We start from the raw sequence: 25270 nt of genomic DNA, 5'->3' as shown, positions 1-25270 counted from the left end.
ATGGCAGACAGATGGTCAGAGGGACGTGGAAGCGGGGAAAGCGCGGTGTATAGATGTCGCCATCTCGCCGATGTGGGCCCAGGGATCGCCGTGCGATCCTTCCCACTCGATGGAGACGGGACCGTCGAAGCCTGACCGGGCCACGAGCTGCAGCGAGCGGTCCATGTCGATCAGCGCGGTCCCGTCGCGCGCAGGGTCGAGCGCTTTGGCGTGGACGAGCGTCGCGGCGGGCGCCAGACGCGCGATGCGGTCGTAGAGCGTGGACGTATCCACTTCGACGTCGTCGATCTCGTGACCGAGAAAGCGCGCGAGGGCGATCTCGATGAGCGGCTCGAAGTTGCCCAGGTCGAGCAGGATGCCGAGGCGGTCGGCGCCGACCTCGTCGCGAAGCCCCAGGAGGAAGTCGGGGTCGGAACTGCGGTCCCCGTGGTTCTCGACGAGCAGCCGCAGCCCACGCTCGTCGGCACGGTCGGCGAGTACGTCGAGCGCGGTCAGGAGACCATCCTGTGCGTCGTCGTCGGGTGATCCGGGTTTGACGCGCACGAAGCGCGCGCCCAGCTGCTTCGCTACGTCGAACCATCCGGTGATGCGCTCGACGTCGTCGCGCACGCGTACCGGGTCGGCGCAGGAGAGCTCACCGATGTCGATCGGCACGGTGCGCACGGTCATGTCGAGCCTGTCGAGCTGAGCGCGTAGAGCGCCGATCGCCTCGGCAGAGCGATCCCCGATCTGCACCTGGCAGACTTCGACGGAGTCAATGCCCAGACGTGTACGCACACCTTCGAACAGCTCCACGAGAGTCATCTCTTGGGGCATGGGTACCACCATCGGTTCGACCTCCCCGGCCGCGTTGCGGCGCTCGAGGCGCAGCGGGCCCAGTAGGCGGTAGAAGCTGAAGCTCGACACTGCGATCCGAGACGTCATCGGTGGTTTTCTCCTAGGTCGTGTTCGCGAATGCGAATGCCGCGCCAACGGCATTGCGCGTGGGCACCCCACCGCGCCTCCCCGAACTTCGCGTCGTTGTCATGCACCTCGAGAGCGATCCGGCCTGCGACTCCGAGGTGGGCGGCCACATCAGCGGGCCGGTACCCCGGCACGTCGATCGTCGCGGTCTCCAGCTCGGCGACGAGTAGTCCGTTGATCCAGGTGGACAGCACCGGCAACGCGCCGCCGACGCAGCGCACCCGCAGCTCGTTCCAGTCGGCCCATCGCCACCGACGCAGGAACTCCTCGCCGGTCGCGGCGCGGCGCAGTAGCCGCCTTTTCGCCGCGGTCACGGGCTCGACGCTCGTGCGCGGGTCGTCCAGTACGAGTCCGACCGCCCGACCGCCGGCGTCGCGCTTCGCGTCGACCGCGAACGCGAGGGCTGCGAAGCTGGCCAGGCCGTTGCCGAAGAAGCCGCCGATGCCCCCGGAGGGACGATGATCGACCAGCACCTGAAACCCGGCCCAACCCGAATGGTGCTGGCGCAGGACCACGCCCGTGTCGGCGGGCCAGTCGGGCTTGATCTCGAGTGCCAGGTCGAAGTCGCCGAAGGCCTGGTCCGTGACGAGGTATCCGCCATACCCCGGCGTGCCCTGCTGGCCCACGAGCACCCCGTTCTCGACGCTCCACCGGGCGGGGTGGCGTTCGGGGTGGGGCGGAGGTGCGAAGCCCTCGGCCGCGAGCGCAGCCGCCAGCGACGGGCCCCCGGGGTACACGTCGCCGTAGACACGGGGAATGGCCTGCCATCCCGCGAGCGATGAACCGTCGAAGAGGGGACGGAAACCGTCGTCCGTCAGAATGTCGGGGTATCGTTCGTCGACGTCGGCCTCAGCGCGCATGGGGATACTCCACATAGGCGAACCGGGTGCCATCGGGCGACCAGCTGGGCACGTTGATGGTGCCCTGGCCGCCGGAGAGGGTGGCGACGGTCGCGGGGTCGTTGAACGCACCGTCCCGCACCAGCCGCAGCTCGACCGTCAGGTCGGGCGGGTGCCCTTCTGTCCCCGGCGGGTAGCTCAGGTACACCAGGTGCCGCCCGTCGGGGCCGACATGGGGAAACCAGTTCACCCGCTCATCGAACGTCAGCTGCTCGAGGCCCGTGCCGTCCGTGCGCACCCGTGCGAGCTGTGCGTGGCCGGGTCGCTCGGAGAATGCCTCGGTATTGAAGAGGATCCACCCACCGTCGAGCGAGTACTCGCAGCCGTCGGCGTGCCGGTCGCCAATGGTGATCGGCCGATCCCTCCCATCGGCGAGATCCAGGAGATGGATGTTCGCAGTGTGAGCACCGTGAAAGGCTCCTTCGAACGCGACGTAGGCCAACTGCCCGCCGTCGGGACTCACGCCGTGGAGGAAGTGCCATCGACCTGGCACCTCGTCGGTCGTCACACGACGCACCGTGCCGCCGGCGATGGGGCCGGCGTAGATGTGCCCGTCCATCGCCGACATGAAGACGGTGTCACCCGATGGGGCGAGGACGTGATCGTTGTTGACCGGTGGGATGCTGTGGAAAGGCACCCGCGTGAGTTCTGCGGTCTCAAGGTCGAGCCGCCACATGACGCCGTCTCCGTTGAGGAGCAGCGAGTCGTCGTCTGTCCAGTTCGGCGCTTCGAGGAGCGTTTCCCTGGTCTCGTGGACGAGCTCGGGCGGTCGACCGTCGATGAAAGCGACCATCACGCGACACCGCTGACCTGGTGCAAGCCGGCGTGCCTGGAGCGTCTCGGTGGTGAGATCCGTCATTATGCGATCGTCCGTTCGAGGGGGTCCCAGCCTGCGGGCAGCAGCGGGACCTCGTCGAGCGTCGAAGTCACCGGAACCGGCTGCGCCGAAGCGACCGCGGCGTCCATGGCGAGGAGCACGTCCAGCGTGTGGAGCGCGAGGCCGGTGCCGGCAACGATGTGCCCACCGGAGCGGATCGTGCGGGCCATGTCGACCACGCCTACGCCGCGGCCGAACGGCTCGGGATCGGCCTCGCTCACCACGCCGTGCTGATCTTCGGCGCCGATCAGCCGCAGTCGGCCTCCGAACTCATTGGGATCGGTCAGCTGCAGCACGCCACTGGTACCGGTCACCTCGAGCTTGCCGAGGCGGATCAGCGGCGAGTCGAAGCTGAAATGGCACATCGCATAGGCACCGGAGGTGAACTGGATCAGCGCACCCACGTTCGTCGTGGTCTCGACGGGGAAGACCTCGCCACGACGACCGCCCAGCCGCACAGAGCGCGAGTCGAACGCTCGTCCGCCCACGGCGGTCACTCGCGCCACCGTGCCGAACACGTAGCACAGGGCTGAAAGGTAGTACGGGCCTGAATCGAGCACGGGTCCGCCGCCGGCGGCGTAGAGGAAGTCGGGGTTGGGATGCCAGAACTCCGTGCCGGGATGTTGTATGGCCGCAACGGCATACAGCAGCGAGCCGAGCCGACCGGACCGTGCATCGTGTACGGCGTGCTGCAGGCCAGGCCCGAGGAGCGTGTCGGGTGCGACGCCGAGCAGCAGGCCCGCCTCGCGAGCGGAGGCGGCGAGCGAGGTCGCCTCGGAGCGGCTCACGCCGATCGGTTTCTCGCTCCACACATGCTTGCCTGCGGCGAGGGCCGCGCCGCTCACCTCCGCATGACTCGCCGGCCGCGTCAGGTTGACGACGATCTCGACGTGCGGGTCGGCGAGCAGATCGTGGACGCTCCCCGAGCGGGTGACACCGTGGCGGTCCGCCTGCGAGCGCGCACGATCGGGGTTGCGGTCGGCGACGAACCGTAGAGCGACGTCGGGGTAGCGAGAGAGGTTGTGCAGGTACTGCTCGCTGATCATGCCCGCGCCGATGACGCCGACTCCTACGGGCCCGGTACCGGTCATAGGACTCCGCTCCTCTCGTCGGTGCGGATCACGCGGGAGATCGCACACAGCAGGGACAGGTCGTCGAGGCGCTCACCCGAACCGAGGGCGCCGGCCAGTCGTCGCCACGCAGCGCGATCGCGGCTCTCCCACGACGTGGGTAGGCGTTTCGCGCCGTCGGTCGTGAGAACTGTGATCACATCGGGACGAGGGTGGGATCCGCTGGGCAGGACGGCGTTGACCGAGGAGCCGTCGTCGATCAGACGTAGGCGTGCCTGCGGAGCGGACGCGGCCGTGATTGCTGTGTCCAGGTGGGCGGATGTCCCGGGAAAGGTCACCACCGCGTGGTAGCCACGACGCGATCGGTGCAGCACGCGCACGGCGAGCGGCTGCTCGCGCAGAACGCGGGACACCAGCGCGATCTGGCTCACGAACACACTCTCCGGATCGCTGTCCGGCTCTGCCTCGACCCGGCACTCGACTGGGCGGCCGCGACCGAGCGCGGCGATCTCGTCGGCGAGACGAGCGAGTACCGCATCCGAACCGTACCGCCACCGCACCGCCACCGTGCTTTCGGAATCGAGGAGAGGCTCCGCGTCGGCCGGCACGGGTTCGAAGAGCATTGCGCCACGGGATCGGGCGGCGGCATCCTTGATACGCGTCGGCCATCCGGCGGAACCATCGACGGCCGCGACCTCGGCGAGCGCCGCCGGGCCGACGGTGAGCGTCTCCGGCAGCGAGGCGACCGCTTCCCGCAGCCTTGCGTCCGCCGCCGCCTGCGGCGTCGCGACGATCAGTCGTTGGTTCATGAGAGTCCTTCCTCGGCTCGCAGCCAGTCGGTCGCCTGCTCGGCGACGAGTGCCGTGAACCGGGCATCGTCGAGTGGCTGGTCGACCGCGATCCTCGCTCCCGCCTCGACGACGCGGTGAAGGTGCAGCCACTCCGCCAGGTAGCCGTTCTCGGGGTAGGGACCGAACGAGACCGACGATCCGGGCGTCATGTGCGTGCCGACTGCCGAACCCGAACTGACAAATGACGGTGCGAACGAGATCTCGACAGCCGCGTCGTCGCCGATCGCCGTCAACGTCCAGTCCGGATGCCAGTTCTCGGTCGCGGAGGCGTGCAGCTCGACCCGTCGTTCACCGGCCACAAGGACGATCTCGTAGCCGAACGGAGCAAGTGCGCGGGCGAAGACCACGCGGGCGTCGCGCCAGTCAGGCACGAACGTGCGCACGAGAGGGATGTCGTGCACGGCGAGACCGAGGATCCCCCAGCGCAGGAGCGTCTCAGCGTCGACGTCGCCGGCGGGCGCGGGGGTAGCGGGTGATGTCGGCAGCGCCTCGGTGGTGATGTCGGTGAAGCGGGAGTTCGGCGGCAGCATCGCCGAGACGCGCACGGTGTGCGCGAACCCGGGGATTTCTGCCATCTCGTTGCGCATCGCGGTCCACCCTGGATCGAACGCGTGCATCGCGCCCACCAGGATCGGCACGCCCGTGCGCTCTGCGACCGTCGAGATGGCCTCAGCTTCGGCTGGCGAGGTCGCCAGCGGTTTCTCGCAGAGCACGCCACGCTTGCCAGCCACGCACGCGGCGATCACCTGGTCGGCGTGAAATCGGTCAGGGCTCGCGATGACGATGATGTCTATCTCGGGCGATGTGAGCAGGGCCTCGAATGTCTCGAGCACCCGCGCGCCCGAGCGGGCTGCGACGGCTTCGGCCGTGGCGGCGTCGACATCCCACACTCCGACGACGTCGTACAGGTCGGACAGCGCCGCCAGTGCGGGCAGGTGCACCGTTTGAGTGACCTGACCACACCCGACGATTCCGACGCCGAGCCGCGTGCTCACGACGTCCTCGCCGCAGCCATGCGCTCGCACGCGTACGCGCCGAGCCACTCGGCGCTCGGCTTGACATGACGTTCGAACGTGACGGGATCGACGGCGATGAGACCGAAGGTCGGCGCGTAGCCCAACGCCCACTCGTAGTTGTCGAAAGCCGACCAGTGCAGGTAGCCGCGCACGTCGTACCCTGCGGTCCGCACCTCGTCGAGTGAGGCGAGGGCGCGCTGCAGGTACTCGATTCGCTCCGCGTCGTCGGCCGTCGGCACCCCGTTCTCGGTCACGAGGATGGGCACCGAGCCCACGACATCGGCGACCGCCCGCACAGCCTCGCCGAGCGCCTCGGGGTAGAACTCCCAGATCTGCGTCATCCGGTCGCCGCCGCCAGGCGTGACTGCGCCGGACGCGTCGAACCGGGCGCGGGTGTAAGTCTGCAGCCCGATGAAGTCGTCCTCGCGAGCAGCGCGCAGGAAGACCCCTTCGTGCGCTTCCGCCCAGTGCTCGGCCGCCTCGCGGCCGGCCTCGTCGGTGTGCAGGGGCGATACGGCCACAGACCATCCTGCGAGAGCTCCCGTGCCCGAGCGCACGACATCGCGGGCAGCGCGGTGAGCGTCGATGAGTCGTTCGATCTCGTTGTCGGTAGCGTCGGGCACTGGTCCGCCGTGCCACGCATTGAGGGCGCGCTGGTCGCCTGCGTGCAGCCTCGTCATGAGTGGCTGGAGGTTGGGCTCGTTGATCGTGCATACCCAGTCGACGCCCTCGAGGATCGGCAGCGCCGTCTCGGTGAACCGCGCGAAGAGCTCGACGCCGTCGCGCTGGTCCCAGCCGCCATCGCGTCGGAACCACGCCGGCAGCGTCACGTGCTGGAGGGTGACGACGGGCGACAGCCCGCGCTCGAGGCATCCCTCGACCACGCGGCGGTAGTGGTCGACGGCAGCGTGGGACGTGTGACCCCGTTCAGGTTCGATTCGGCTCCACTCCAGGCTGAATCGATACGCGTTCAGACCGAGACCGCTCAGCAGATCGAGGTCGTGGGGCCAACGACTGAGATGATCGGAAGCGTCGATGCTGGGCTCGACGAGCACAGTGCTTCCCGAGTGTTCGAGCTGCCACCAGTCGCTGGAGACGTTGTTGCCCTCGACCTGGTGGCCGGAAGTAGCAGCACCCCAGAGGAACTCGCCGCGGGTGGGGGGCACCGGGTGCGTGCGTGTCGTCTCGCTGCCGAGGCGTGGGGGAGCGGAAGGGGTACGGTGGGACACGATCTCTCCAAGTGATGCATGGGGGATCGATTCGCTCGCGGCCGAAGCCGTCACGCGCCACACGTGTGATCCGTACTATAACCATGTCCGCGACGACCTGTACTGAGAAGAGATCATGCCGAACGACCGATCGACGGGTGTAGCCAGCATCGACGGCCCGTTGCGCCGACGCTCTTCTCCTCGGGGGCGCGCGGCGAGATCGCGCATCCTCGCGGTGGCCCAGGCCGCTTTCTCGGAGCGCGGCTACCGCGGTGCGTCGCTGAACGAGATCGCCAAGGCGTCCGGGTTGTCGATGCCGGGTCTCCTGCACCACTTCGCGAGCAAGGACGATCTGTTCGTCGCTGTGATAGAGGAGCGTGAGCGCGAAGATCTCGCCCTGTTCGAGAGGCTCATTCCCGAGAACGCGACCGGGTTCGAGGTCATGGATGCGTTCCTCGCCATGGCGCGCATCAACGTCGGCCGGTACGACTTCGTCCAGTTCACCCACCTGATCGCCGCAGAGTCCGCGCCTGGGAACCATCCCGGCCAGGCGCTCTCTGCCGCCCACTACCGCACGGCTCGCCAGCTGGTCGAGGACGGCTTCCGCCGCAGCATCCTGGTGGGCGAGGTGCCTGCCGACCTCGATCCCACCGTCACTGCGTATCACGTCGTCGCGATGGTCGAGGGATTGCAGAACCAGTGGCTGCACGCGCCCGAGGACTTCGACTATCCCGCCCTGTTCGCGGCATGGGTCGACCAGTTCAAGCGCTCGCTCGTCGTCTGACATACCGCGTCCCGGGCCACGGCCCTCCTTGCTACGGCATTTCCGGCACGTTTCGTGACCGTAACTTCTCGCAGTGCCTCTTCTTAAACCGACCGACTTGTAGGTAGTTTGGTCGAGCCACACAGTGTGCCGCCCTGGCACCGATTCGCTCGACCATCCCGATCCTTCGACAAGCAAGAGGCACCATGCGAGCCAAGATCTTTCTCACCATGTCGCTGATCGCGGCCACCGGCGTCGCACTCGTCGGCTGTGCCGCCGATGACTCCAGCGGCGGCGCCGACACCAGCCGACTGTCGATCGGTGCTCAGGTCGACGTGACGTCATGGAACCCCGCCGATGTTGGCGCGGGGCACTACCTGCAGTACCTTCAGCCCCTTTACGACAGCCTCCTGCAGCTCGATGCGGACGGTGAGATCGTCGCCGACCTCGCCACCGACTGGAGCTGGAACGAGGGCCGAACCGTCCTGAGCCTGGACTTGCGCGATGACGTGACCTTTACCGACGGCACGCCTTTCAACGCCGAAGCGGTCGTTGCCAACGTCGAGTCGATGAAAGCCGGCAGCGGGTTCGCCTCGGGGCAGCTTGCATCGGTCGACGAGGTCGTCGCCGTCGACGAGTTCTCGGTGGATCTCAAGCTTGCGCAGCCGGATCCCGGCCTCGAGGGAAGTCTCGCCGAGAACGGCGGCTTCATGGCCAGCCCAGCTGCGATCGAGGCCGGCACGTTGGCGACCGAGCCGGTCGGCTCGGGGCCGTACACGCTCGACCTCACCGCGTCCACCACCGGGAGCTCGTACGAGTTCGTACGCAACGCCGACTACTGGCAGGCCGATGCCTATCCGTTCGACGCGCTTTCCATCAAGCCGCTCACCGACGACCGCGCTCGTCTGGCCGCACTGCAGTCAGGTGCCGTCGACGCCGCGACGGGCATTCCCGGGTGGGTGGAAGAAGCCGAGTCCGAGGGCCTCGTCGTGCAGGAGAACCCGGTCGACTGGACCGGACTGTTCCTTACCGACCGCACTGGTGCTGTGGTACCCGAGCTCGCCGACGTGCGCGTGCGTCAAGCGATCAACTTCGCGTTCGACCGCCAGGCGATCCTCGACAGTATTCAGCTCGGCTATGGGCAGGTGACGACGCAGATCTTCAATCCGGCCACGGTCGCCTACTCGGCCGATCTGGACGACGCGTACCCCTACGATCCCGAGAAGGCGCGTGCGCTGCTCGCCGAGGCGGGCTACCCCGAGGGATTCACTCTGCCCATGCCGTCCTCCGACTGGTCGGCCGCGTTCGACGCCGTCGTCCAGCAGCAACTCGCCGACGTGGGCATCACGGTGGAGTATGAGAGCATCCCCACCACCAACATGCTCGCCCGTATTCCCGACTTTGGCGCACACCAGTTCAGCTGGTCGATGTTCCTCGACCCGTGGAGCAACATCCGCGACGAGGTGGCTCCCAACGGTGCGGGCAACTGGCAGAACTCGACCGATCCGGTGGTCGACGACCTGGTCGCGCGGATCCGCGTGGCGACGCCCGAAGAGGCCGGACCCTTGTACCAGGAGCTCAACACGTACCTCGTCGACCAGGCGTGGTTCGCACCGTGGTTCGTGACCGACCGCATCTACATCCATGCTCCGTCAATCGAAGTGACGCAGCTGCCAGGAAACATCGTGCCGCCGCTGAGCCTGTACGCGCCCGCGGCCTGACCTACCGAAAGGTGTGGTGCACGGCGATCGCCGCCGCGCACCGCACCCTGGAGAACACGATGATCTGGTACACCACGCGGAAGCTTGTCTCCGCGATCGTCCTTGTCTCTGTCGTCGCGACGATCACATTCCTGATGCTCTACGGCACAGGCAGCGACCCCGTCGCCAACTTGCTGGGTTCGTCGGCGACGTCCGAGCAGATCGCCGCCCGGCGCGTCGAGCTGGGGCTCGACCGGCCCGTGGTGGTGCAGTTCTTCGACTGGGCGTTCGGAGCGCTCCGAGGTGATCTCGGCACCTCCTGGACGAATCGCCAGTCCGTCTCGTCGGCGCTGCTCACCCGTGTGCCGGTGACGCTGAGCATCACCCTGGTCGCCACGCTGATCGCCGCCGCCGTGGGAACAGTCATGGGCACCCTCGCTGCACGCTGGCGCGGATGGGTCGACAGCGTTCTGCAGATGATCGTCATCATCGGCTTCGCCCTGCCAGCGTTCTGGTTCGCGGTTCTCCTGTCGACAACCTTCGCGGTACAGCTCGGCTGGTTCCCCGCGATCGGCTATACCGCCCCCTCGGTCTCCCTCGCCGCATGGGTCTCCTCGATCACGCTACCCGTGATCGCGCTGGCGGCTGGCGTCACGGCGAGTATCGCGCAGCAGGTGCGCAACTCCGTCATCGACGTCGAGCGTCGCGACTTCGTCCGCGCGCTGCGCAGCCGCGGACTCGGTCGTGGGCGAATCGTGCTCAAGCACACGCTGCGCAACGCGGCCCCCGCCGCTCTTACTGTGCTCTCCCTGCAGTTCATCGGCATGTTGGGCGGGGCCGTGATCGTCGAGAGCATCTTCGCTCTTCCGGGTATCGGCGCTCTGGCCGTGGCCGCGACGAATGTAGGCGACGTTCCCGTCGTGATGGGTGTCGTGCTCGTCACGGTCGTCATCGTCGTCGTCGTGAACCTACTGATAGATCTCCTCCAAGGCCTGCTCAACCCGAAGGTGCGCCAGAAATGAGCACGATAGTCGACCCGGCCGTCACACAGGCCGACCACAACATTCTCCGTGCGCTCGGGCGCAACTCGATCGCCATCGTCTCAAGCAGCGTGCTGCTGCTGATCGTGGGGTTCGCTGTGCTCGCTCCGGTCATCGCCCCGCACGATCCCACCACAGCCGATCTGTCGCTCGTGCTGGCACCCCCGAGCGCCGAGTACCCGTTGGGCGGCGACGGCGCGGGACGTGACGTCCTGTCGCGCCTGCTCTGGGGAGCGCAGGTCAGCCTCCTGGCCGGACTGATCGCGAGCGTTACTGCGATCATGCTCGGTGTGCCGGCAGGACTGATAGCCGGCTACCGTCGCGGCGGTGTCGATGACGTGGCCAGTTGGATCGCCGACCTGCTGCTCGCGGTTCCCGGAATCGTCGCGCTTCTCGTGGTGGTCTCCGTCTTTGGGACGGCGATGCCTCCGACCATGGTCGCGCTGGGTGTGCTTCTCGCTCCGTCCTTCTTCCGCCTCGCACGATCGACCGTCGTCGCCGTGCGGTCCGAGCTCTACATCGACGCCGCCGTCGTCTCGGGACTCGGTTCGACACGCATCGTGTTCCGCCATGTACTCGCCGTCGTCGCGACCCCTATCCTCATCCAGGCTGCGCTCACCGCGGGCGTTGCGATCATCGTGCAGTCCGGGCTGGAGTTCCTCGGCCTCGGCAACCCATTGATCCCGAGCTGGGGATCGATGGTCAACGACGCATACCGGAACAACGTCGCCGCTCCCCAGCTGACGCTGTGGCCCGGACTGGCCATCGGCATCACCGTCGCCGCGCTCGCGCTGCTGGGCTCCGCCACATCCGACGTGCTGAACCGCTCCACGGACCGGCGGAGGCCTGGACGCGCGTCACGCCTCGCCGCTCGCGCCAGAAGGATGGCGCATGCGGCGAGTGTTGAGCATGACGCCACACCTGTGACCATCGAAGCCGGCCGCCTCACCGTCGACGGTCTGCGGGTCGAGTATCCGGTGGGGTCCCACGGCTACCGCGAGGTGGTCAAGGGTGTGTCATTCACCGTCGACCGTGGCGAGTGCCTGGGCATCGTGGGCGAGTCCGGGTCGGGCAAGTCGCAGACGGCTTTCGCCGTGCTCGGTCTGCTCCCCCCGGAGGCGCTGCGTCACGCCGGCCGGCTCACCCTCGGTGAGGTCGACCTGCTCTCGCTCTCGGAGCGGCAACTCGACGCGATCCGTGCCAACCGCATCGCGTACGTGCCGCAGGATCCCATGAGCAACCTCGATCCCGCCTTCACGGTCGGGTCGCAGATAGTCGAGACGATACGGGTACATACCGGGGTATCGCGCCGCGCAGCTCTGACGCGCGCCACGGAACTGCTGCGTCAGGTGCAGATCACAGATCCGGCGCGCACTCTCGCGTCGTACCCGCACGAGATCTCCGGCGGGATGGCTCAACGCGTCCTGATCGCAATCGCCATCTCCTGCGACCCGGAGTTCATCATCGCCGACGAGCCGACCACGGCCCTCGACGTGACTGTCCAGGCGGAAGTGCTCGAGCTGTTGCGCACCTTGCAGCGCGAACGCGACTTCGCCCTCGTGCTCGTCACCCACAACCTGGGTGTCGTGGCGGACATCTGCGACCGGGTCGCGGTCATGAAGGACGGATCGGTCGTCGAGACCGCCGACGTCTTCACTCTCTTCGACGCGCCGCAACATCCCTACACCCGCGAACTGCTCGGCTCGACCCTCACCGGGGTCGCTCCACGTGCCCGGCGCCCACGCTCCATTGACGCCGGCGCCGCCACGACCGGCATCCCGAATCAGAGGAGCATGTCATGATCGCAGCGACCCCCTCCCCGTCGACGACCACCGGCGCAAGTCAGCCGCCGCTCCTTGAAGTCGACCGAGTACGCGTCGAGTACCCGGCGAAGGGCTGGCGCAAGCCCCCCTTCGTGGCTGTCTCCGAGATGTCGATCACTATCAAGGCCGGCACGACCCTCGGTGTCGTCGGCGAGTCCGGCTCGGGCAAGTCGACCCTCGGGCGCGCCGTACTTGGGCTCGCGCCGATCGCCTCTGGGCGAATCATGTTCGACGGAGTTGACGTGACCGACCCTCGCGCACGCGATCGGCGCGCGTTGAGCGCCGACCTGCAGGTCGTGTTCCAGGACCCCTTCTCGTCGCTCAACCCTTCGCTGACGATCGAGTCGATCCTGATGGAACCGCTCCTGATCGAGGGGATGTCGACCGCCGATGCGCGTCGCCGGATCGTGGGGCTGCTCGACACCGTGGGGCTGCCGAGCGACAGCATCCATCGCCTGCCTCGCGAGTTCTCGGGTGGTCAGAGGCAGCGCATCGCCATCGCCCGAGCCGTGGCCCGCCGGCCGAAGCTCGTGGTGTGCGACGAGGCCGTAAGCGCCCTTGACCTCTCGACACAGGCACGCGTTCTCGACCTCTTGCTCGACATCCAGGAGCAGACGGGAGTGTCCTACCTGTTCATCACCCATGACCTGGACGTCGTACGGCACGTCAGCGACGAGATCGTGGTGGTGCGCAGCGGAGCCATCGTCGAACGAGGCGACGCCGAGCAGGTCATCTCGTCCCCGACGCACGAGTACACACACCGGCTGATCGAGGCGTCGCCGATCCCTGATCCGAAGGCACAACGCGCGCGGCGCGCACGCGGTGTCCCGTAATGGCGTGCCGATCCCGACGGAACTGACGGGAGAGATCTTGTACGACAAGACACCGTGGTGACCGCGAAGCGGGCCCGCTTGGCGTCGCCGAGAGCAGCGCCGACGTTCCACACGCTGGTGGTCGCGCGACAGGGAACGATCTCACGCTCTCGTTCATGGACCGGCTCGCGCAGCGAATGACATGGCTCCCGTCGAGGTGATGGAGTGTGATCAGTGCTCCACCACCTCGGCACTGATCAACGGGGGACGGCCCATTCCTGGCGCATGTCGGGATGGCAGTCCAGAGGTGGGCACCAGGCTGCCTGGGATCGACTCCTCAGTCGGCGAATACAGCCGGCGCGTCCGCAGTGAGGGCGGCCAACGCCTCCTTCATGCTCTTGCGCTGCAGGCTGGGCAGTTCTGCGAGGAGCGCGTCGAGTCGCGCGGTAGCTTCGCGATAGAAGCGTGCGATTGCTTCCTCGCCATGGGGCGTGAGCGAGACCTGGATTGCCCGTCGATCGGTCGGGTCGGGGCGGCGAGCCGCAAGCCCTCGGCGTTCGGCCCGGTCCACCAGGCCGGTGAGGCTGGAGCGCTCGAGCCCGAGCACGGCTGACAGCTCCGCCATGCCTGCCGGGCCTGCCGCGAGGACGCAGAGCAGTTGGCTCTGCGTCGCGGTGAGGCCGCACTCCCTGCTGGCCTCACCGTAGATTCGCTGGACCATGAAGGACAGACGCACGAGAAGTCCTGCTTCGCTCAAGTCATCTCTCCCGTCTCACCTACTGGTCCGCTGATCCCATGCTACCTGTATTACGTGCCACGGATAGTTCGTGGCGCGTATAGTCGGCGGCAAGTAGTAGCGCTGTGCGGTCGACTGATGGAAGAGGGAACATGACTGATTACGGGCATGAGCTGGAGTTCGGTACGTTCTTCATGCCGACGGCGACCCAGGCGGACAACCTGATCGCCTTGTCGCGGCTGGCCGAGGAGGTCGGGCTCGACATGGTGACCGTGCAGGATCATCCGTATCAGCCGGCGTTCCTCGATGCGTGGACGCTGTTGTCGGTGATCGCTGCACGCACGCAGCGCATCAAGGTGACGACGAACGTGGCCAACCTGCCTTTGCGTCCGCCATTCGTGCTCGCGAAGCTCGTCGCGTCGCTCGACATCTTGACTCATGGTCGGGTTGAGCTGGGGATCGGGGCGGGCGGGTTCATGGAGCCCGTCGTCGCAGCGGGTGGCCCGTCGCTCACGGCCGGAGAGAGCGTGGAGGCGCTCGAAGAGGGGATCGGCATCATCCGCCAGGTCTGGGATGCCCCTCGCCGCGGAATCCAGTTTGACGGCAAGCACTATCACATAGCTGGGGCACGGCCTGGCCCGGCGCCGGCGCACGACATCGGCATCTGGGTCGGGGCCATCAAGCCGCGCATGCTTCGCCTGACAGGCCGGCTCGGCGACGGCTGGTCAATCTCGAGCCCGTACTACCCGCCGGCGCAGCTAGCCGAGCCCAACGCTGTGCTCGATCAAGCGGCGATCATGGCGGGCCGTCAGCCCGCCGACATCCGCCGCATGTACAACCTGGCACCAGGTCCTGGCTTCCGGCCCAGCACAACAGAGGAATGGGTCGAGCAGCTCGCCTCGATCGCGCTGGAGCACGGGATGAGCGTGTTCATCCTCCCCAGCGACGACCCGGACGATCTGCGCCGGTTCGGCAAGATCGCCGCCCGTGTACGCGAGGTCGTGGCTGATGCCCGCGCCGAAAGGGGCGGGCGTTGAGCGCAGGGGCGGCGGCGAGCCGCGACGACATAGGTGTGAGGTGGCCGGGGCTTCCCGACGCCCTCACCGCCCGGGCAGTCTTCGCCGGCGACCCGGCATACAACCGCGTCCGATCAAACTATCTGCGAGTGGGAAGCCCGCATCTCGTCGTGATGGCGGGATCGGATGACGATGTCTCGAGTACCGTCCGGTACGCCGCCTCCGTCCGCGCAGCGACGGGCTTGGGCGTTCCGTTCTCATTCCGCAGTGGCGGGCATGGGATGACTGCCTCTTCCGTCAACGACGGCGGTATCGTCCTGGATGTCTCTCGTATGAGCCGCATCGAGCTGATCGACCCGGTCGAGGGCATGGTGCGCGTACAGGCCGGTGCGAACTGGGGCGACGTCGCGAGGGTACTGGCGCCGCATGACTTGGTGCTCACCAGCGGCAATGTCGGAGACACCGGTGTCGGAGGCCTGGCGACATCAGGTGGTTTCGGGTACTTCGTGCGCTCCCGCGGCCTGACGATTGACCGGATGCGCGGTGCGCGGCTGATCACCGCGGACGGCACGGCCCGCTGGGTGGACGCGGACAACGAGCCTGACCTGTTCTGGGCCGTGCGCGGTGGTGGTTCGCAGGTGGGCATCGCGACGGAGTTCCTCTTCCAAGCGGTGAAGATCGGTTCACCTGCGGGGGACGCGTCAGTCATCCACCAGATGGCGCAGTACTCGACGAGCGACCTTCCTGGATTCGTCGAAGCTTGGGGGGACTGGATCCGCGACGCCCCCCGGGAGATGACCAGCTTCCTCTTCCTGCAGTCTGAGGGGGGCGATCATGTCTCGGTGCAAGCCATGAACATGTGGGAGGGCGCCAACAGGTCCAAAGCTGAATCGGTGATTCAAGGCGCTACCGAACTAGCCCCGCTGCGGGGGCACAACGCCTTCGTGGCCTCCTACCCGCAGGTGCTGCCCACCACGCGCCACCCGCACACCGGGCAGCAGCAGATCCGCTTGCGCGATGTCCTGGTAGACCGCGCCGATGCCGAGCTCGGGCGAGCGGTCGCCGAGTCCCTGGCGCATCGCACCACAGCGCTGGCCGAACTGCGCTCGTTCGGCGGCGCTGCCGCGGATGTTCCCTCGGACGCGACGGCGTGGGCCGGCCGGCACCAGGAGGCGCTCGTCGCAACATGGGTGCATCAGCATGGAACAGCCGCGGAGGACGAGTCCTTTGCGCCGATCCGTCGACTCGGCACCGGCGCATACGGGGCATACTCGTCAGACATCCGCCCCGCCGCGGCGGAACTCGCCTGGCCCGCAAAGACCGGCGAGCGGCTGCGACACATCGCCGGCCAGGTCGACCCTGACGGACTCTTCGACCAAGGGCTACACCTTGCGCGATGATCTCCAGCGCTCGTAGGGGCGTGGAGTGGGTGTGTACCCTGCCGGGTCTCTGGTGCGCGCCACACGCGGGCATCGTCCGCGCGTGGCGTGAGGACCGATGGGCGACCGCGAGGACCGCGCATGGTGCGCGGACACAGGTGGGTTCCGAGGCCCGCAAGGCCGCGGCCGAGCAGCCACTGTCCGGCCGTTGTTGTCGGCGCGTGGTACGCGGCAGCCCGGTGCCCGGAATGGTCCAGGCTCCTGCTTGGGTCGACGTCGAGCACGCCCCCGTCTGTTGACACCTGAGCGCGACCTCCGCTCCAAGCAGTTCGTCGTCGGGCGGGCCTTGCGTGCCTTGCTCACGCGTGGACGGCCTTGCCGTCCTTCGTGATCTGGGCCGGGGTCCGGCCGGTGAGCTGCCAGTCGTCGGTGTGCGCAGCGAGCAGCTCACGGACGCGTGGTGCGACCTGCTGCCCGAAGAGCCGGATACTGCGTTCGCGCGCCTGGACGGGTAGGTGCAGCAGGTCGTACTTCAGGTCGAAGCGGGACAGGTGGTTGGCACGAGCGATGAACGCGATCTTTTGCGCGACGGTCTCGGCTGATCCGATATAGAGCGCCCCGGTGCCGACCTCTGCGCTGTACCGCGCGATGGTGGGCGGGTAGAAGCCGCGCTCCTTGCTGAGCTGGGTTACCACTGGCTCCCAGTAGCGCCAGTAGAGCTCCCTGGCTTCCTCGTCGGTGTCGGCGATGAGTCCGAGCGAGTGCTGGGCGATGGGCAGCTCGGCGTGACCGAACTGGGACAGCGCGCGTAGATAGAGCTCGGCGTGGCCGGCGAATCGCTCGGGCCGGCCGCCGATGACGGCCATCATGAGCGGCAGCCCGTAGCGGGCAGCACGGATGACGGAGCCGGGGCTACCGCCGATGCCGACCCACGCCGGGATGCCGCCGTCTGGCATCCGCGGGTGCAGACGCACATCATCAAGCGCCGATCGGTACTTGCCCGACCAGGTGACGCGGTCCTCGCGCATCAGGCGGACGAACAGGTCGGGCTTCTCCTCGAACAGCTCCTCGTACTCGGTGAGGTCGTAGCCGAACAGAGGAAACGAGTCGACGGCGGACGCACGCCCCAGCACGAGCTGGGCGCGCCCCGCGGAGATCCCGTCGACAGTTGCGAACTCCTGGTACAGCCGCACCGGGTCCTGCGTGGACAGCACGGTGACGGAAGTCCCGAGACGGATCGTCGAGGTTGCCTGGGCCGCGGCGGCCAGCAGCACCGGGGTCGCCGAGTCAACCTGCCCCTCCCGGTAGTGCTCACCGACGCTGAACACGTCCAGCCCGACCGACTCAGCCAACTGTGCCTCCTCGACGATCAGACGCAGCGTCTCGGCATCGCTCAACACGCGATCGCCGTCGGAAGCGACCTCACCGAAGGAATCTAGTCCCAGCTCGATGCTCCGCGCGTGGATCTCCATCGTGGTCACGACCCTTCTGTAAGGCCTGCTGACTGACTGTCGGCCGATTGGAATTGACGTGTCAATCCTGTGCCGTTAGAGTTGACGTGTCAATCCCCAGGAGGTGCCATGACACAGGACAAGCCCCGCGCAATGCCCACGCGGGAGGAACTTCGTATCTGGCGCGACTACATCGAGACCGGCGAAGTGCTGCGCACCCGCCTGGCGACGCGGCTTCAGAGCGAGTCGTCCCTGTCGTCCGGCGACTATCAGGTGCTGCTCGCGCTCAGCGAGGCGACCGAGAAGACCTTGCGCTCGTCGGAGCTCGCGGAGCTGATCGGCTGGCAGCGCAGCCGACTCTCGCATCACCTGGGACGAATGGAGAAGCGTGGGCTAGTCCGCCGAGCCACCTGCGCCGACGACATCCACGGCGTCGAGGTGCACCTGACCGACGCAGGTGCGGAGTCGTTCAGACACGGCTCGGTGCACCATCTGCGCGCCGTGCACGAGCTCTTCATCGATGCGCTCTCCCCGGCACAGCTGGCGCAGGTCGACGACCTGACTGCCACGCTGCGCCGACATCTCGAACTCGACCCGGTGCCCTAGACCCGGGTTCGTACAAGGGACACCGCGCGCCCCGGCATGACATGCACCCGCACGGCCGACCTTCGCACAGACCTCCGCGAAAGGATCGTTGCTATGCAGTTCGGCATCTTCACCGTCGGGGACATCGCCCCTGACCCGATGACCGGTCATACCCAGTCAGAACACGAGCGCATCACCAACATCGTGAAGATCGCGCAGCGTGCCGATGAACTCGGCCTGGACGTGTTCGCGTTCGGCGAGCATCACAACCCGCCATTCGCGGCCTCCTCGCCGCCGGCGATGCTCGCCCACGTCGCAGCGCTGACGGAGAACATCATCCTGTCCACCGCGGTCACACTGATCACCACCAATGACCCGGTGAAGATCGCCGAGGACTACGCCTTCGTGCAGCACCTCGCTCGGGGCCGGCTGGACCTCATGCTGGGCCGCGGGAACACGGTCCCGGTGTATCCGTGGTTCGGCAAGGACATCCGGGACGGCGTCGAGCTGGCGCTGGAGAACTACAACCTGCTGCACCGCCTCTGGCGCGAGGACGTCGTGAACTGGGAGGGGAAGTTCCGTACGGCGCTGCAGGGCTTCACCGCGACTCCGCGGCCACTGGACGATGTACCACCGTTCGTGTGGCACGGCGCGATCCGCACACCGGAGATCGCGGAGCAGGCCGCCTACTACGGCAATGGATACTTCGCCAACCACATCCTCGCGCCCAACTTCCACTTCAAGCCGCTTGTCGACTTCTACCGGCAGCGGTTCGAGCACTACGGTCACGGCAAGGCAGAGCACGCCGTCGTCGGGCTCGGTGGCCAAGCTTTCATCGCCAGGCGTTCCCAGGACGCCTACGACCGGTTCCGCCCCTACTTCGAGAACTACCCGGTGTTCCGAGGCTCTCGCCTGGAGGACTTCGCGGAGTCCACACCGCTGAGCGTAGGCAGCCCCCAAGAGGTCATCGACAAGACCCTCACCTTCCGCGAGGGATTTGGTGATTACCAACGCCAGATGTGGGCCGTCGACGGACTGTCGATCCCGCTGGAGATGGCGTTGGAGCAGGTGGAGCTGCTCGCGACCGAGGTTGTGCCGGTGCTCCGGCGCGAGCTGGAGTCACGCAAGGCGCCCGGAGTGCCGGACGCGCCCACGCACGCCACGCTGGTCGCAGCGAAGTACGGCGACGCGGAGCCGCGCCAGCCGCGCCCGAACCCGAACCGCGGGGACAACCTGTCGGGCACGTCCCCTTATCAGGACAGCGACCCGAGCGTTGCGGCGCGGTTCCCGCTCGGGGTATGACGATGACCCAGCAGCACGCTGATAGGACCACTGCGCCGGCACAGTTGGTCGTGGTCAACGCGGGGGTAAGCGACCCGTCCACGACTCGGATGCTCGCAGAGCGGGCCGCGCAGGCATCGCTCGACCGGATCCGCGAGACGGGGCAGGAGATCGACGCTTCGATCATCGACCTCGCTCCGATCGCACAGGACATCGCCCGCAAGCTCATCTCCGCCGCGGACGTCGACACCGTGCAGGGCGCGATGCGGCAGGTCGCGGCCGCGGACGCCCTGATCGTCTCCACACCGGTCTACAAAGCGGGCGTCAGTGGACTGTTCAAGTCATTTGTCGACGTACTCGACAACGACCTCATCGTCGCCAAGCCCGTCATCCTTGCCGCCACCGCCGGCACCGCGCGACACGCGATGGTGGTCGACGACCATCTGCGCCCCTTGTTCGCGTTCCTGCGCGCGATCCCGGTCCCGACGTCGCTCTTCGCGGCACCCGAGGACTGGGCTGACCCGGCCCTCGGGAAACGAATCGACCGGGCTGCGATCGAACTGGCCCAGCTTGTGCGCGCCGGCGTGAGCAACACGATCACGGACGCCGCCTGGCGCGGCTACCAGCACCAGTTCGACGGCAACGCCACCAGAGCCGACCGCACGGCCGACGACGTCGACTTCGACACCGACCTGATGCGCCTCGCCGCAGGCGGCCGCTGAACCAGCTCCTCATCGCGCGAGCATCCCCACCGAACGATCAGTCAAACGCTGCTGCGGTCTTGACCGCCGTGAGCTGGGCTGCACGCCGGCGGGTCCTGCCACGAGCGGGGGAGACGCGGCCGATCCATCGATAGAAGCACTGTCCAGAGCAGGTGCGAATGTCGCTCCGCTCGTCACACGAAGGAGATCCAGATGAATGACAAGAAGATCATCGCCATTGCGGGTGCAACCGGAGCGCAGGGCGGGGGCGCGGTAAAGGCGATCCTCTCCGACCCGGACAGCCCTTTCGCCGTGCGTGCGCTGACCCGTCGGCCCGACTCCGCCGCCGCACAGACACTGGCTGACCAGGGAGCGCAAGTCGTCAAGGCAGACTTCAACGACAGGAGCACCGTCGAGGCTGCGTTCGACGGCGCCTATGGAGCGTTCCTCGTCACGAACTTCTGGGCGCACGGGTCCGCAGAGCAGGAGACGCAGGAGATCGCGAACCTCGCTGCTGCCGCCCAGGCTGCCGGACTGCAGCATGTGGTCTGGTCCACACTCGAGGACACCCGCTCACTCCTGCCCCTGGAGGACGAGCGCATGCCGGTGCTCCAGGGAAAGTACAACGTGCCGCACTTCGACGCCAAGGGTGAGGGCAACAAGCTGTTCGGCGATGCGGGCGTGCCCACGACGTTCCTGAACACGACGTTCTTCTACCAGGGCTTCGTGCAGTCCATGGGCCCGAAGCGGGCCGAGGACGGCACACTCACACTGACCCTCCCGTTTGAGGACGGCAAGCTCCTGGCGGGTGTCGACGTCGACGACATCGGCCGAACCGCCCACGCGATCCTCAACGAGGGTGAGCAGCACGTCGGCCACACGATCGGGCTGGCCGGGGACCACCTCACCGGCTCCCAGTATGCCGAGATCCTCGGCGAGGTGATCGGTGAGCCTGTCAGGTACCAGGCAGTGCCATACGACGTCTTCCGCGGGCTCGAGATCCCCGCCGCCGAGGAGATCGCCAACATGTTCCAGTACTACGGCGACTTCGACCAGCAGTTCACCGCAGCGCGCGACCTGGACCAGATCCGCGACCTCAACCCGGCCCTGAAGAGCTTCCGCACCTGGGCGGTTGAGAATGCGTCCGCTCTCAAGGCGGTGGTCTGACCGAGTCCGGGCGCAGAGAGCCGCGCACTGGTACCGCAACCTCCCAAGGCCTGGCCCATGTGGTCCGGGCCTTGGGGCTCCCCCGTGCTCAGAACGAGGGGTGACGATCACGCCGAAACGGCCCGACTGCGCGAGCTCTTCCGGCCACCGGCGCGGCGGTGCTGTGTCGGTCGTCGCTCCTGTGTCTTTTAGCGGAGATCGCTCACCACCGCGAGGATCTCTCCCGGGGCGTCCGTCGGCGGGTGGGTCGAGCTCGGCGGGGAAGAGGTCCCTGTGGTGGCACGCTCGCACTCCCACCCGGACGAGTTGCACCCCTGTCCGCGTTGCGTGGGCGAAATGAAACCCAGCTGCCAGCAGACTTCCGGTGCTGATCTTTAGCCGTGTTAGCGTCTCGAATCAGGTCGGGCGCAGCGCTTCCGGGCCTTCATCGCACGAGCGTGCTGTAGACAAAGGAGTCCACTGATGAGTGTTCCAACCCCTGATGCGCCGGTAGTCGGGCGCGCGGCGTCGTCGACCGACTCCGCGGAGCAGCCTGCGCTCCTCGGTCCGGTACGTGAGCCGCGCGGCTACCGCACCAAGTACTTCCTCGCCTCGATCGGCATGTTCCTGGCGACGTTCGCGCCTGGGCTGGGCGGGATGGCCGTGAAGATCCAGTCGCTCGTGCCGCTCGAGCAGGCGGGCACCCAGCTCGGTATCGTCACCGGAATCGGTGGAGTCTTCGCGATCATCACCCAGCCGCTCGTCGGGCGGCTGTCCGACCGTACGACATCGCGGTTCGGGATGCGTAAGCCGTGGATCATCACCGGAGCGATCGGGACGTTCCTGTCGCTGCTGCTCATTCCGCTCGCGCCCTCGATCCTCGTCATCATCATCGGGTGGTCGGGCGCACAGCTGTTCACCAACGTGTTCCAGGCGGGACTCACCGCGACGATCGCGGACCAGGTGCCCGAGGGCCGCCGCGGCCGTGTATCTGGTCTTGTAGGAGCGACCGGGCCGATCGGCATCGTCCTAGGTGCCTTCGGGCTGGCGGCGCTGCCCAACGACCTGATGCGCATGGGCATTCCTGCGGTGGTGGGCCTGGTCGCCGGACTCGTCTTTGCCATCACGCTCAAGGACCGCATCCTCAAGCTCGCTCCCGGGCCGTTCAGCGTCAAGCAGTTCTTCGCGGCCTTTGTCTTCAACCCGGTCAAGTACCGGGACCTCGGTTGGGCCTGGCTTACAAAGGCGATGTTCGTTTTCGGATACGCCTCGATCGTCACGTACATGCCGCTGTACCTGGCGACCGAGTTTGGCATGACCGATACCGCGGATCAGCTGGAGTTCAACCTATGGGCCACGATCATAATGACGGTCTTCAACGTGTCGTTCGCCTTCATCGGCGGGGCGCTGAGCGACCGCGTCGGTAAGCGCCGAGTGTTTGTCACGACCGGTGCTGTGATCACCTCGGCCGGTGTGATGCTCTTCGCTGTCGCGCCGGCTCTTGGCATCTCGGGTGGACTGATCGCTCTGCTCGTCGGTGAAGCGCTCATCGGTATGGGTGGTGGACTGTTCCTCGCAGTCGACATGGCGTTGTGCATCGAGGTGCTGCCCAACCCTGAGGACGTCGCCAAGGACCTCGGGGTCCTGAACATCGCGAACCTGCTGCCTGTGTCGCTCTCGCCCTTCTTCGCCGGCGTGGTCGTGATCCCGCTCGGCAACTCGCTGTTCGGAGCGGGCTATGCCACGTGGTTCGCGGTCGCGGCCATCGTTGCCTTCGTAGGCGGACTGCTCGTGTATCGGATCAAGGGCGTGCGCTGAGGCGCATCGACAGTTTCCGAGCTGGCGTCTTACGGACGCCGCAGCCGGTGCGTACCCGCGCACGGGCGCACCGGCTGCAGCGGTTCGAGATCCGGTCAGCCGGCAGGCTCCGGCGAAGTCTCGCGGAAGACCAGGTGAGCCTCAAAGGTCCTGCTTACGTCCGTCATCGCCTCGGGATGGGTGATGGCTTGGTGCAGGGTCTTGGCGCACTCGAGACTCATCTTGTCCGCGGGAACGAAGACGCTGGAGACGGTCGGCCGCAGGAGCGAGTTGATCGGGCTGTCACCATACGAGACCAGCTCGACGTCATCCGGTGCCGTCAGGCCCCTTCCGCGCACCCAGTTCAGGACCGCGCCGATCAACTGGTCATTGAGCACGAAAATCCCGGTTCGTTGACCAGCCAGCTGGAGGCTGTCCAGTGCGAGCGCGAACTGGTCCAGGTCGCCTGGATCGGCGAGAACCTGCTGTGCTGCTGCATCGTCGCCAAGATGCCGCCGCAACTCATCCATGAACCCGATTGACCGCATGCTCGTCGACCGGCCGGCGTGTGCAGGGGCGACGACAGCGAAGTGCTCTAGGCCCCGGCTGCGGAATTGTCGCATCACCTGCTGGCCGGCGCTATAATCCTCGACCAGCACCGAGGCGCATCCCTTCGCGACCCTGTTGTATAGGACAACCGGAACGTCGAAGCTCGTGCTGTTAATGAAGGCGACGTCGTCGTCGGTCAGACCGAGCATGAGCGCACCGCGCGTGAACGCCGGGGAGATCCATTGCTGCTTCTCCTCCAGCCGGCCTCGCTCGAACGGGAAGACGACGCAGTCGACCTGCAGTTTCCTCTCGTCCACGTACGCCTGCGTCCCACGAAGGAACTGGCTGATCGGTCCGGACTCGAAGTCGCTCGGAGCGAAGATTGACCACAGCGCCGGCGTGGAAGCGCGTGCCGACCGGCGCCGTGAACCTGACGGCACATACCCCAGATCGGAAGCCGTGGCCAGGACGTGGTCTCGTGTATCGGGGGCGATGCGGAACTCCTCAGCCCGGCCGCTGAGGACTACGGATGCGGTTGTCGCCGAGACCCGTGCGCGATCCGCAACGTCCTTGAGGCGTACCTGCTTACGTCGTTCCATGCGCTCCTGCCTTCCCTGTCTGCATCAGACCCTGGCTGAACTTTAGCATTGCTAGCATCGCGAGAGCAGCAAGGGGTAGCCATAGCCGAGCGGGTCCGCCGCGATGAGCGGTGCAGGGTGCCCACAACCACACGAAGCCGTGCCAGTCGAGGAGATGTTGGCCTATGTCGCTCATGACCATGACGTTCGAGAGCCGTTACCTGCGATCCAATCAGACAGTGACCGTGGTCCTCCCGGACAGGAGCGGAGACCGCACCCCTCGCGAGTTCTACTCCAGCGAGAGTCGCTTCCCGGTGCTGTGGTTGCTGCACGGCACCTTCGGAGACCACACAGACTGGGTCCGCAAGACCAACATCGAGCTGTACGCAGCGGAGAAAGGCCTGGCTGTCGTGATGCCCAGCGCACTGAACAGCAATTACTCGAACTGGCCCAGCTTCTCGCTGGGGTACGACGCCTACGACTTTCTCACCGAAGAGCTCATGCCCCTGGTGCACAACTGGCTCCCCGTCTCGGGCGCGCGTCAGGACAACTTCATCGCGGGGTTGTCCATGGGTGGGCGCGGAGCGCTGAAGTTCGCCGTAAACCATCCTGAGAAGTTCGCCGCAGCGGCCGTGCTGTCCGCTGCCCCGATGGACGTCAAGGCGCTCACCGAGGAACAGATCCGCACCGGCACCGACCTGATGATGTCGCGTTTGCGCGGCATGGTGGCCAACGCCGGAGGGCTCGAGGCGTTCCTCGCCTCCGAGGAGAACACGTGGGACATCCTGGACCAGCTCGCGGGAACCGGACGACTCCCGCGACTGCTGTTCGCCTGCGGGACAAGCGACGACCCGGGCTACCAGTGGTTCACGACGTTCCGGGCGCATGCCGAGGAGATCGGCCTCGAGGCCCAGTTCTGGACCGGCGAGGGGTTTCGGCACGAGTGGCGGTTCTGGGACCTGGCGATCCAGCACGCGCTCGAATTCTTCGGGCTCCCGGCGCAAGAGACCAGCCCCTCCTAGCTCGTGC

Annotated in this window: 23 protein-coding genes; 13 read left to right on the top strand and 10 right to left on the bottom strand. The window is 66.9% G+C overall.

What is annotated here, in order from left to right:
- Nucleotides 1-15 precede the first annotated feature (15 nt).
- Genes AC0QU1_RS15985 through AC0QU1_RS15955 form a run of 7 tightly spaced genes read right to left on the bottom strand, consistent with a single transcriptional unit; the run spans nucleotide 16 to nucleotide 6968 of the window.
- Nucleotides 16-924: a sugar phosphate isomerase/epimerase family protein gene (locus tag AC0QU1_RS15985; protein ID WP_483570631.1), complete on the bottom strand. Its 909-nt coding sequence runs from the start codon at nucleotides 922-924 to the stop codon at nucleotides 16-18.
- On the bottom strand, nucleotides 921-1823 hold the full coding sequence (locus tag AC0QU1_RS15980) for a 3-keto-disaccharide hydrolase (RefSeq protein ID WP_483570629.1): 903 nt from the start codon (nucleotides 1821-1823) through the stop codon (nucleotides 921-923). Before AC0QU1_RS15980 ends, AC0QU1_RS15985 begins: the two co-directional genes overlap by 4 nt.
- Nucleotides 1813-2721, bottom strand: a complete 909-nt coding sequence (locus tag AC0QU1_RS15975) for a TolB family protein (RefSeq protein ID WP_483570628.1) — start codon at nucleotides 2719-2721, stop codon at nucleotides 1813-1815. The genes AC0QU1_RS15980 and AC0QU1_RS15975 overlap by 11 nt, the downstream gene beginning before the upstream one ends.
- Nucleotides 2721-3830 carry a Gfo/Idh/MocA family protein gene (locus AC0QU1_RS15970; protein WP_483570627.1) on the bottom strand — a complete coding sequence of 370 codons (1110 nt, stop codon included), beginning with the start codon at nucleotides 3828-3830 and terminating at the stop codon, nucleotides 2721-2723. Before AC0QU1_RS15970 ends, AC0QU1_RS15975 begins: the two co-directional genes overlap by 1 nt.
- Nucleotides 3827-4618 carry a hypothetical protein gene (locus AC0QU1_RS15965; protein WP_483570626.1) on the bottom strand — a complete coding sequence of 264 codons (792 nt, stop codon included), beginning with the start codon at nucleotides 4616-4618 and terminating at the stop codon, nucleotides 3827-3829. The genes AC0QU1_RS15970 and AC0QU1_RS15965 overlap by 4 nt, the downstream gene beginning before the upstream one ends.
- Nucleotides 4615-5655, bottom strand: coding sequence for a Gfo/Idh/MocA family protein (locus AC0QU1_RS15960; protein ID WP_483570624.1), 1041 nt, complete (start codon nucleotides 5653-5655; stop codon nucleotides 4615-4617). Before AC0QU1_RS15960 ends, AC0QU1_RS15965 begins: the two co-directional genes overlap by 4 nt.
- Nucleotides 5652-6968, bottom strand: a complete 1317-nt coding sequence (locus AC0QU1_RS15955; RefSeq protein ID WP_483570622.1) for a family 1 glycosylhydrolase — start codon at nucleotides 6966-6968, stop codon at nucleotides 5652-5654. The genes AC0QU1_RS15960 and AC0QU1_RS15955 overlap by 4 nt, the downstream gene beginning before the upstream one ends.
- Nucleotides 6969-7020: 52 nt before the next feature.
- Between AC0QU1_RS15955 and AC0QU1_RS15950 the strand changes: the two genes are divergently transcribed.
- From AC0QU1_RS15950 to AC0QU1_RS15930, 5 genes are all read left to right on the top strand, one after another.
- Complete coding sequence (locus tag AC0QU1_RS15950; protein ID WP_483570621.1) at nucleotides 7021-7668, top strand: TetR/AcrR family transcriptional regulator; 648 nt, start codon at nucleotides 7021-7023, stop codon at nucleotides 7666-7668.
- A gap of 185 nt (nucleotides 7669-7853) precedes the next feature.
- Nucleotides 7854-9368 carry an ABC transporter substrate-binding protein gene (locus AC0QU1_RS15945; RefSeq protein ID WP_483570620.1) on the top strand — a complete coding sequence of 505 codons (1515 nt, stop codon included), beginning with the start codon at nucleotides 7854-7856 and terminating at the stop codon, nucleotides 9366-9368.
- A 59-nt stretch (nucleotides 9369-9427) separates the two neighbouring features.
- Entirely contained in the window at nucleotides 9428-10369 is a 942-nt protein-coding gene (locus AC0QU1_RS15940) for an ABC transporter permease (RefSeq protein ID WP_483570619.1), read from the top strand.
- Complete coding sequence (locus tag AC0QU1_RS15935) at nucleotides 10366-12189, top strand: dipeptide/oligopeptide/nickel ABC transporter permease/ATP-binding protein (RefSeq protein WP_483570618.1); 1824 nt, start codon at nucleotides 10366-10368, stop codon at nucleotides 12187-12189. Before AC0QU1_RS15940 ends, AC0QU1_RS15935 begins: the two co-directional genes overlap by 4 nt.
- Nucleotides 12186-13043 (top strand): ATP-binding cassette domain-containing protein, encoded by an 858-nt coding sequence (locus AC0QU1_RS15930; protein ID WP_483570617.1) that lies wholly within the window; start codon nucleotides 12186-12188, stop codon nucleotides 13041-13043. The genes AC0QU1_RS15935 and AC0QU1_RS15930 overlap by 4 nt, the downstream gene beginning before the upstream one ends.
- Nucleotides 13044-13359: 316 nt before the next feature.
- Here AC0QU1_RS15930 and AC0QU1_RS15925 read toward each other — a convergent pair whose 3' ends face one another.
- Nucleotides 13360-13758, bottom strand: a complete 399-nt coding sequence (locus tag AC0QU1_RS15925; RefSeq protein WP_483616233.1) for a MarR family winged helix-turn-helix transcriptional regulator — start codon at nucleotides 13756-13758, stop codon at nucleotides 13360-13362.
- Between the two features lie 152 nt (nucleotides 13759-13910).
- Here AC0QU1_RS15925 and AC0QU1_RS15920 point away from each other — a divergent pair, with 152 nt between their 5' ends.
- Both AC0QU1_RS15920 and AC0QU1_RS15915 read left to right on the top strand, forming a co-directional pair.
- A complete protein-coding gene (locus AC0QU1_RS15920; protein WP_483570613.1) occupies nucleotides 13911-14795 on the top strand; it encodes an LLM class flavin-dependent oxidoreductase in 885 nt (294 codons plus the stop codon).
- A 152-nt stretch (nucleotides 14796-14947) separates the two neighbouring features.
- Nucleotides 14948-16174: an FAD-binding oxidoreductase gene (locus tag AC0QU1_RS15915; protein WP_483616557.1), complete on the top strand. Its 1227-nt coding sequence runs from the start codon at nucleotides 14948-14950 to the stop codon at nucleotides 16172-16174.
- A 338-nt stretch (nucleotides 16175-16512) separates the two neighbouring features.
- Here the strand turns inward: AC0QU1_RS15915 and AC0QU1_RS15910 are convergent, their stop codons facing one another.
- A complete protein-coding gene (locus tag AC0QU1_RS15910) occupies nucleotides 16513-17625 on the bottom strand; it encodes an LLM class flavin-dependent oxidoreductase (protein WP_483576711.1) in 1113 nt (370 codons plus the stop codon).
- A 108-nt stretch (nucleotides 17626-17733) separates the two neighbouring features.
- Between AC0QU1_RS15910 and AC0QU1_RS15905 the strand changes: the two genes are divergently transcribed.
- The 5 genes from AC0QU1_RS15905 (at nucleotide 17734) to AC0QU1_RS15885 (ending at nucleotide 23135) form a co-directional block, all read left to right on the top strand.
- On the top strand, nucleotides 17734-18210 hold the full coding sequence (locus tag AC0QU1_RS15905) for a MarR family winged helix-turn-helix transcriptional regulator (protein WP_483570611.1): 477 nt from the start codon (nucleotides 17734-17736) through the stop codon (nucleotides 18208-18210).
- A gap of 93 nt (nucleotides 18211-18303) precedes the next feature.
- Nucleotides 18304-19491 carry a CE1758 family FMN-dependent luciferase-like monooxygenase gene (locus tag AC0QU1_RS15900; protein WP_483570610.1) on the top strand — a complete coding sequence of 396 codons (1188 nt, stop codon included), beginning with the start codon at nucleotides 18304-18306 and terminating at the stop codon, nucleotides 19489-19491.
- An 89-nt stretch (nucleotides 19492-19580) separates the two neighbouring features.
- Nucleotides 19581-20192, top strand: coding sequence for a CE1759 family FMN reductase (locus tag AC0QU1_RS15895; RefSeq protein WP_483616231.1), 612 nt, complete (start codon nucleotides 19581-19583; stop codon nucleotides 20190-20192).
- Between the two features lie 192 nt (nucleotides 20193-20384).
- The gene (locus tag AC0QU1_RS15890) at nucleotides 20385-21338 is read left to right on the top strand and encodes an NmrA/HSCARG family protein (protein WP_483570608.1); all 954 of its coding nucleotides are present in this window, start codon (nucleotides 20385-20387) and stop codon (nucleotides 21336-21338) included.
- A 462-nt stretch (nucleotides 21339-21800) separates the two neighbouring features.
- Nucleotides 21801-23135 (top strand): MFS transporter, encoded by a 1335-nt coding sequence (locus tag AC0QU1_RS15885; protein WP_483570606.1) that lies wholly within the window; start codon nucleotides 21801-21803, stop codon nucleotides 23133-23135.
- A 95-nt stretch (nucleotides 23136-23230) separates the two neighbouring features.
- Here the strand turns inward: AC0QU1_RS15885 and AC0QU1_RS15880 are convergent, their stop codons facing one another.
- Complete coding sequence (locus tag AC0QU1_RS15880; protein ID WP_483570604.1) at nucleotides 23231-24262, bottom strand: LacI family DNA-binding transcriptional regulator; 1032 nt, start codon at nucleotides 24260-24262, stop codon at nucleotides 23231-23233.
- A gap of 164 nt (nucleotides 24263-24426) precedes the next feature.
- On the opposite strand from AC0QU1_RS15880, the gene AC0QU1_RS15875 reads away from it, so the two are divergent.
- A complete protein-coding gene (locus AC0QU1_RS15875; RefSeq protein WP_483570602.1) occupies nucleotides 24427-25263 on the top strand; it encodes an alpha/beta hydrolase in 837 nt (278 codons plus the stop codon).
- Nucleotides 25264-25270: the final 7 nt, after the last annotated feature.

Source organism: Promicromonospora noduliphila (assembly GCF_056951025.1).
This window is presented reverse-complemented; position numbering and strand designations above follow the sequence as displayed.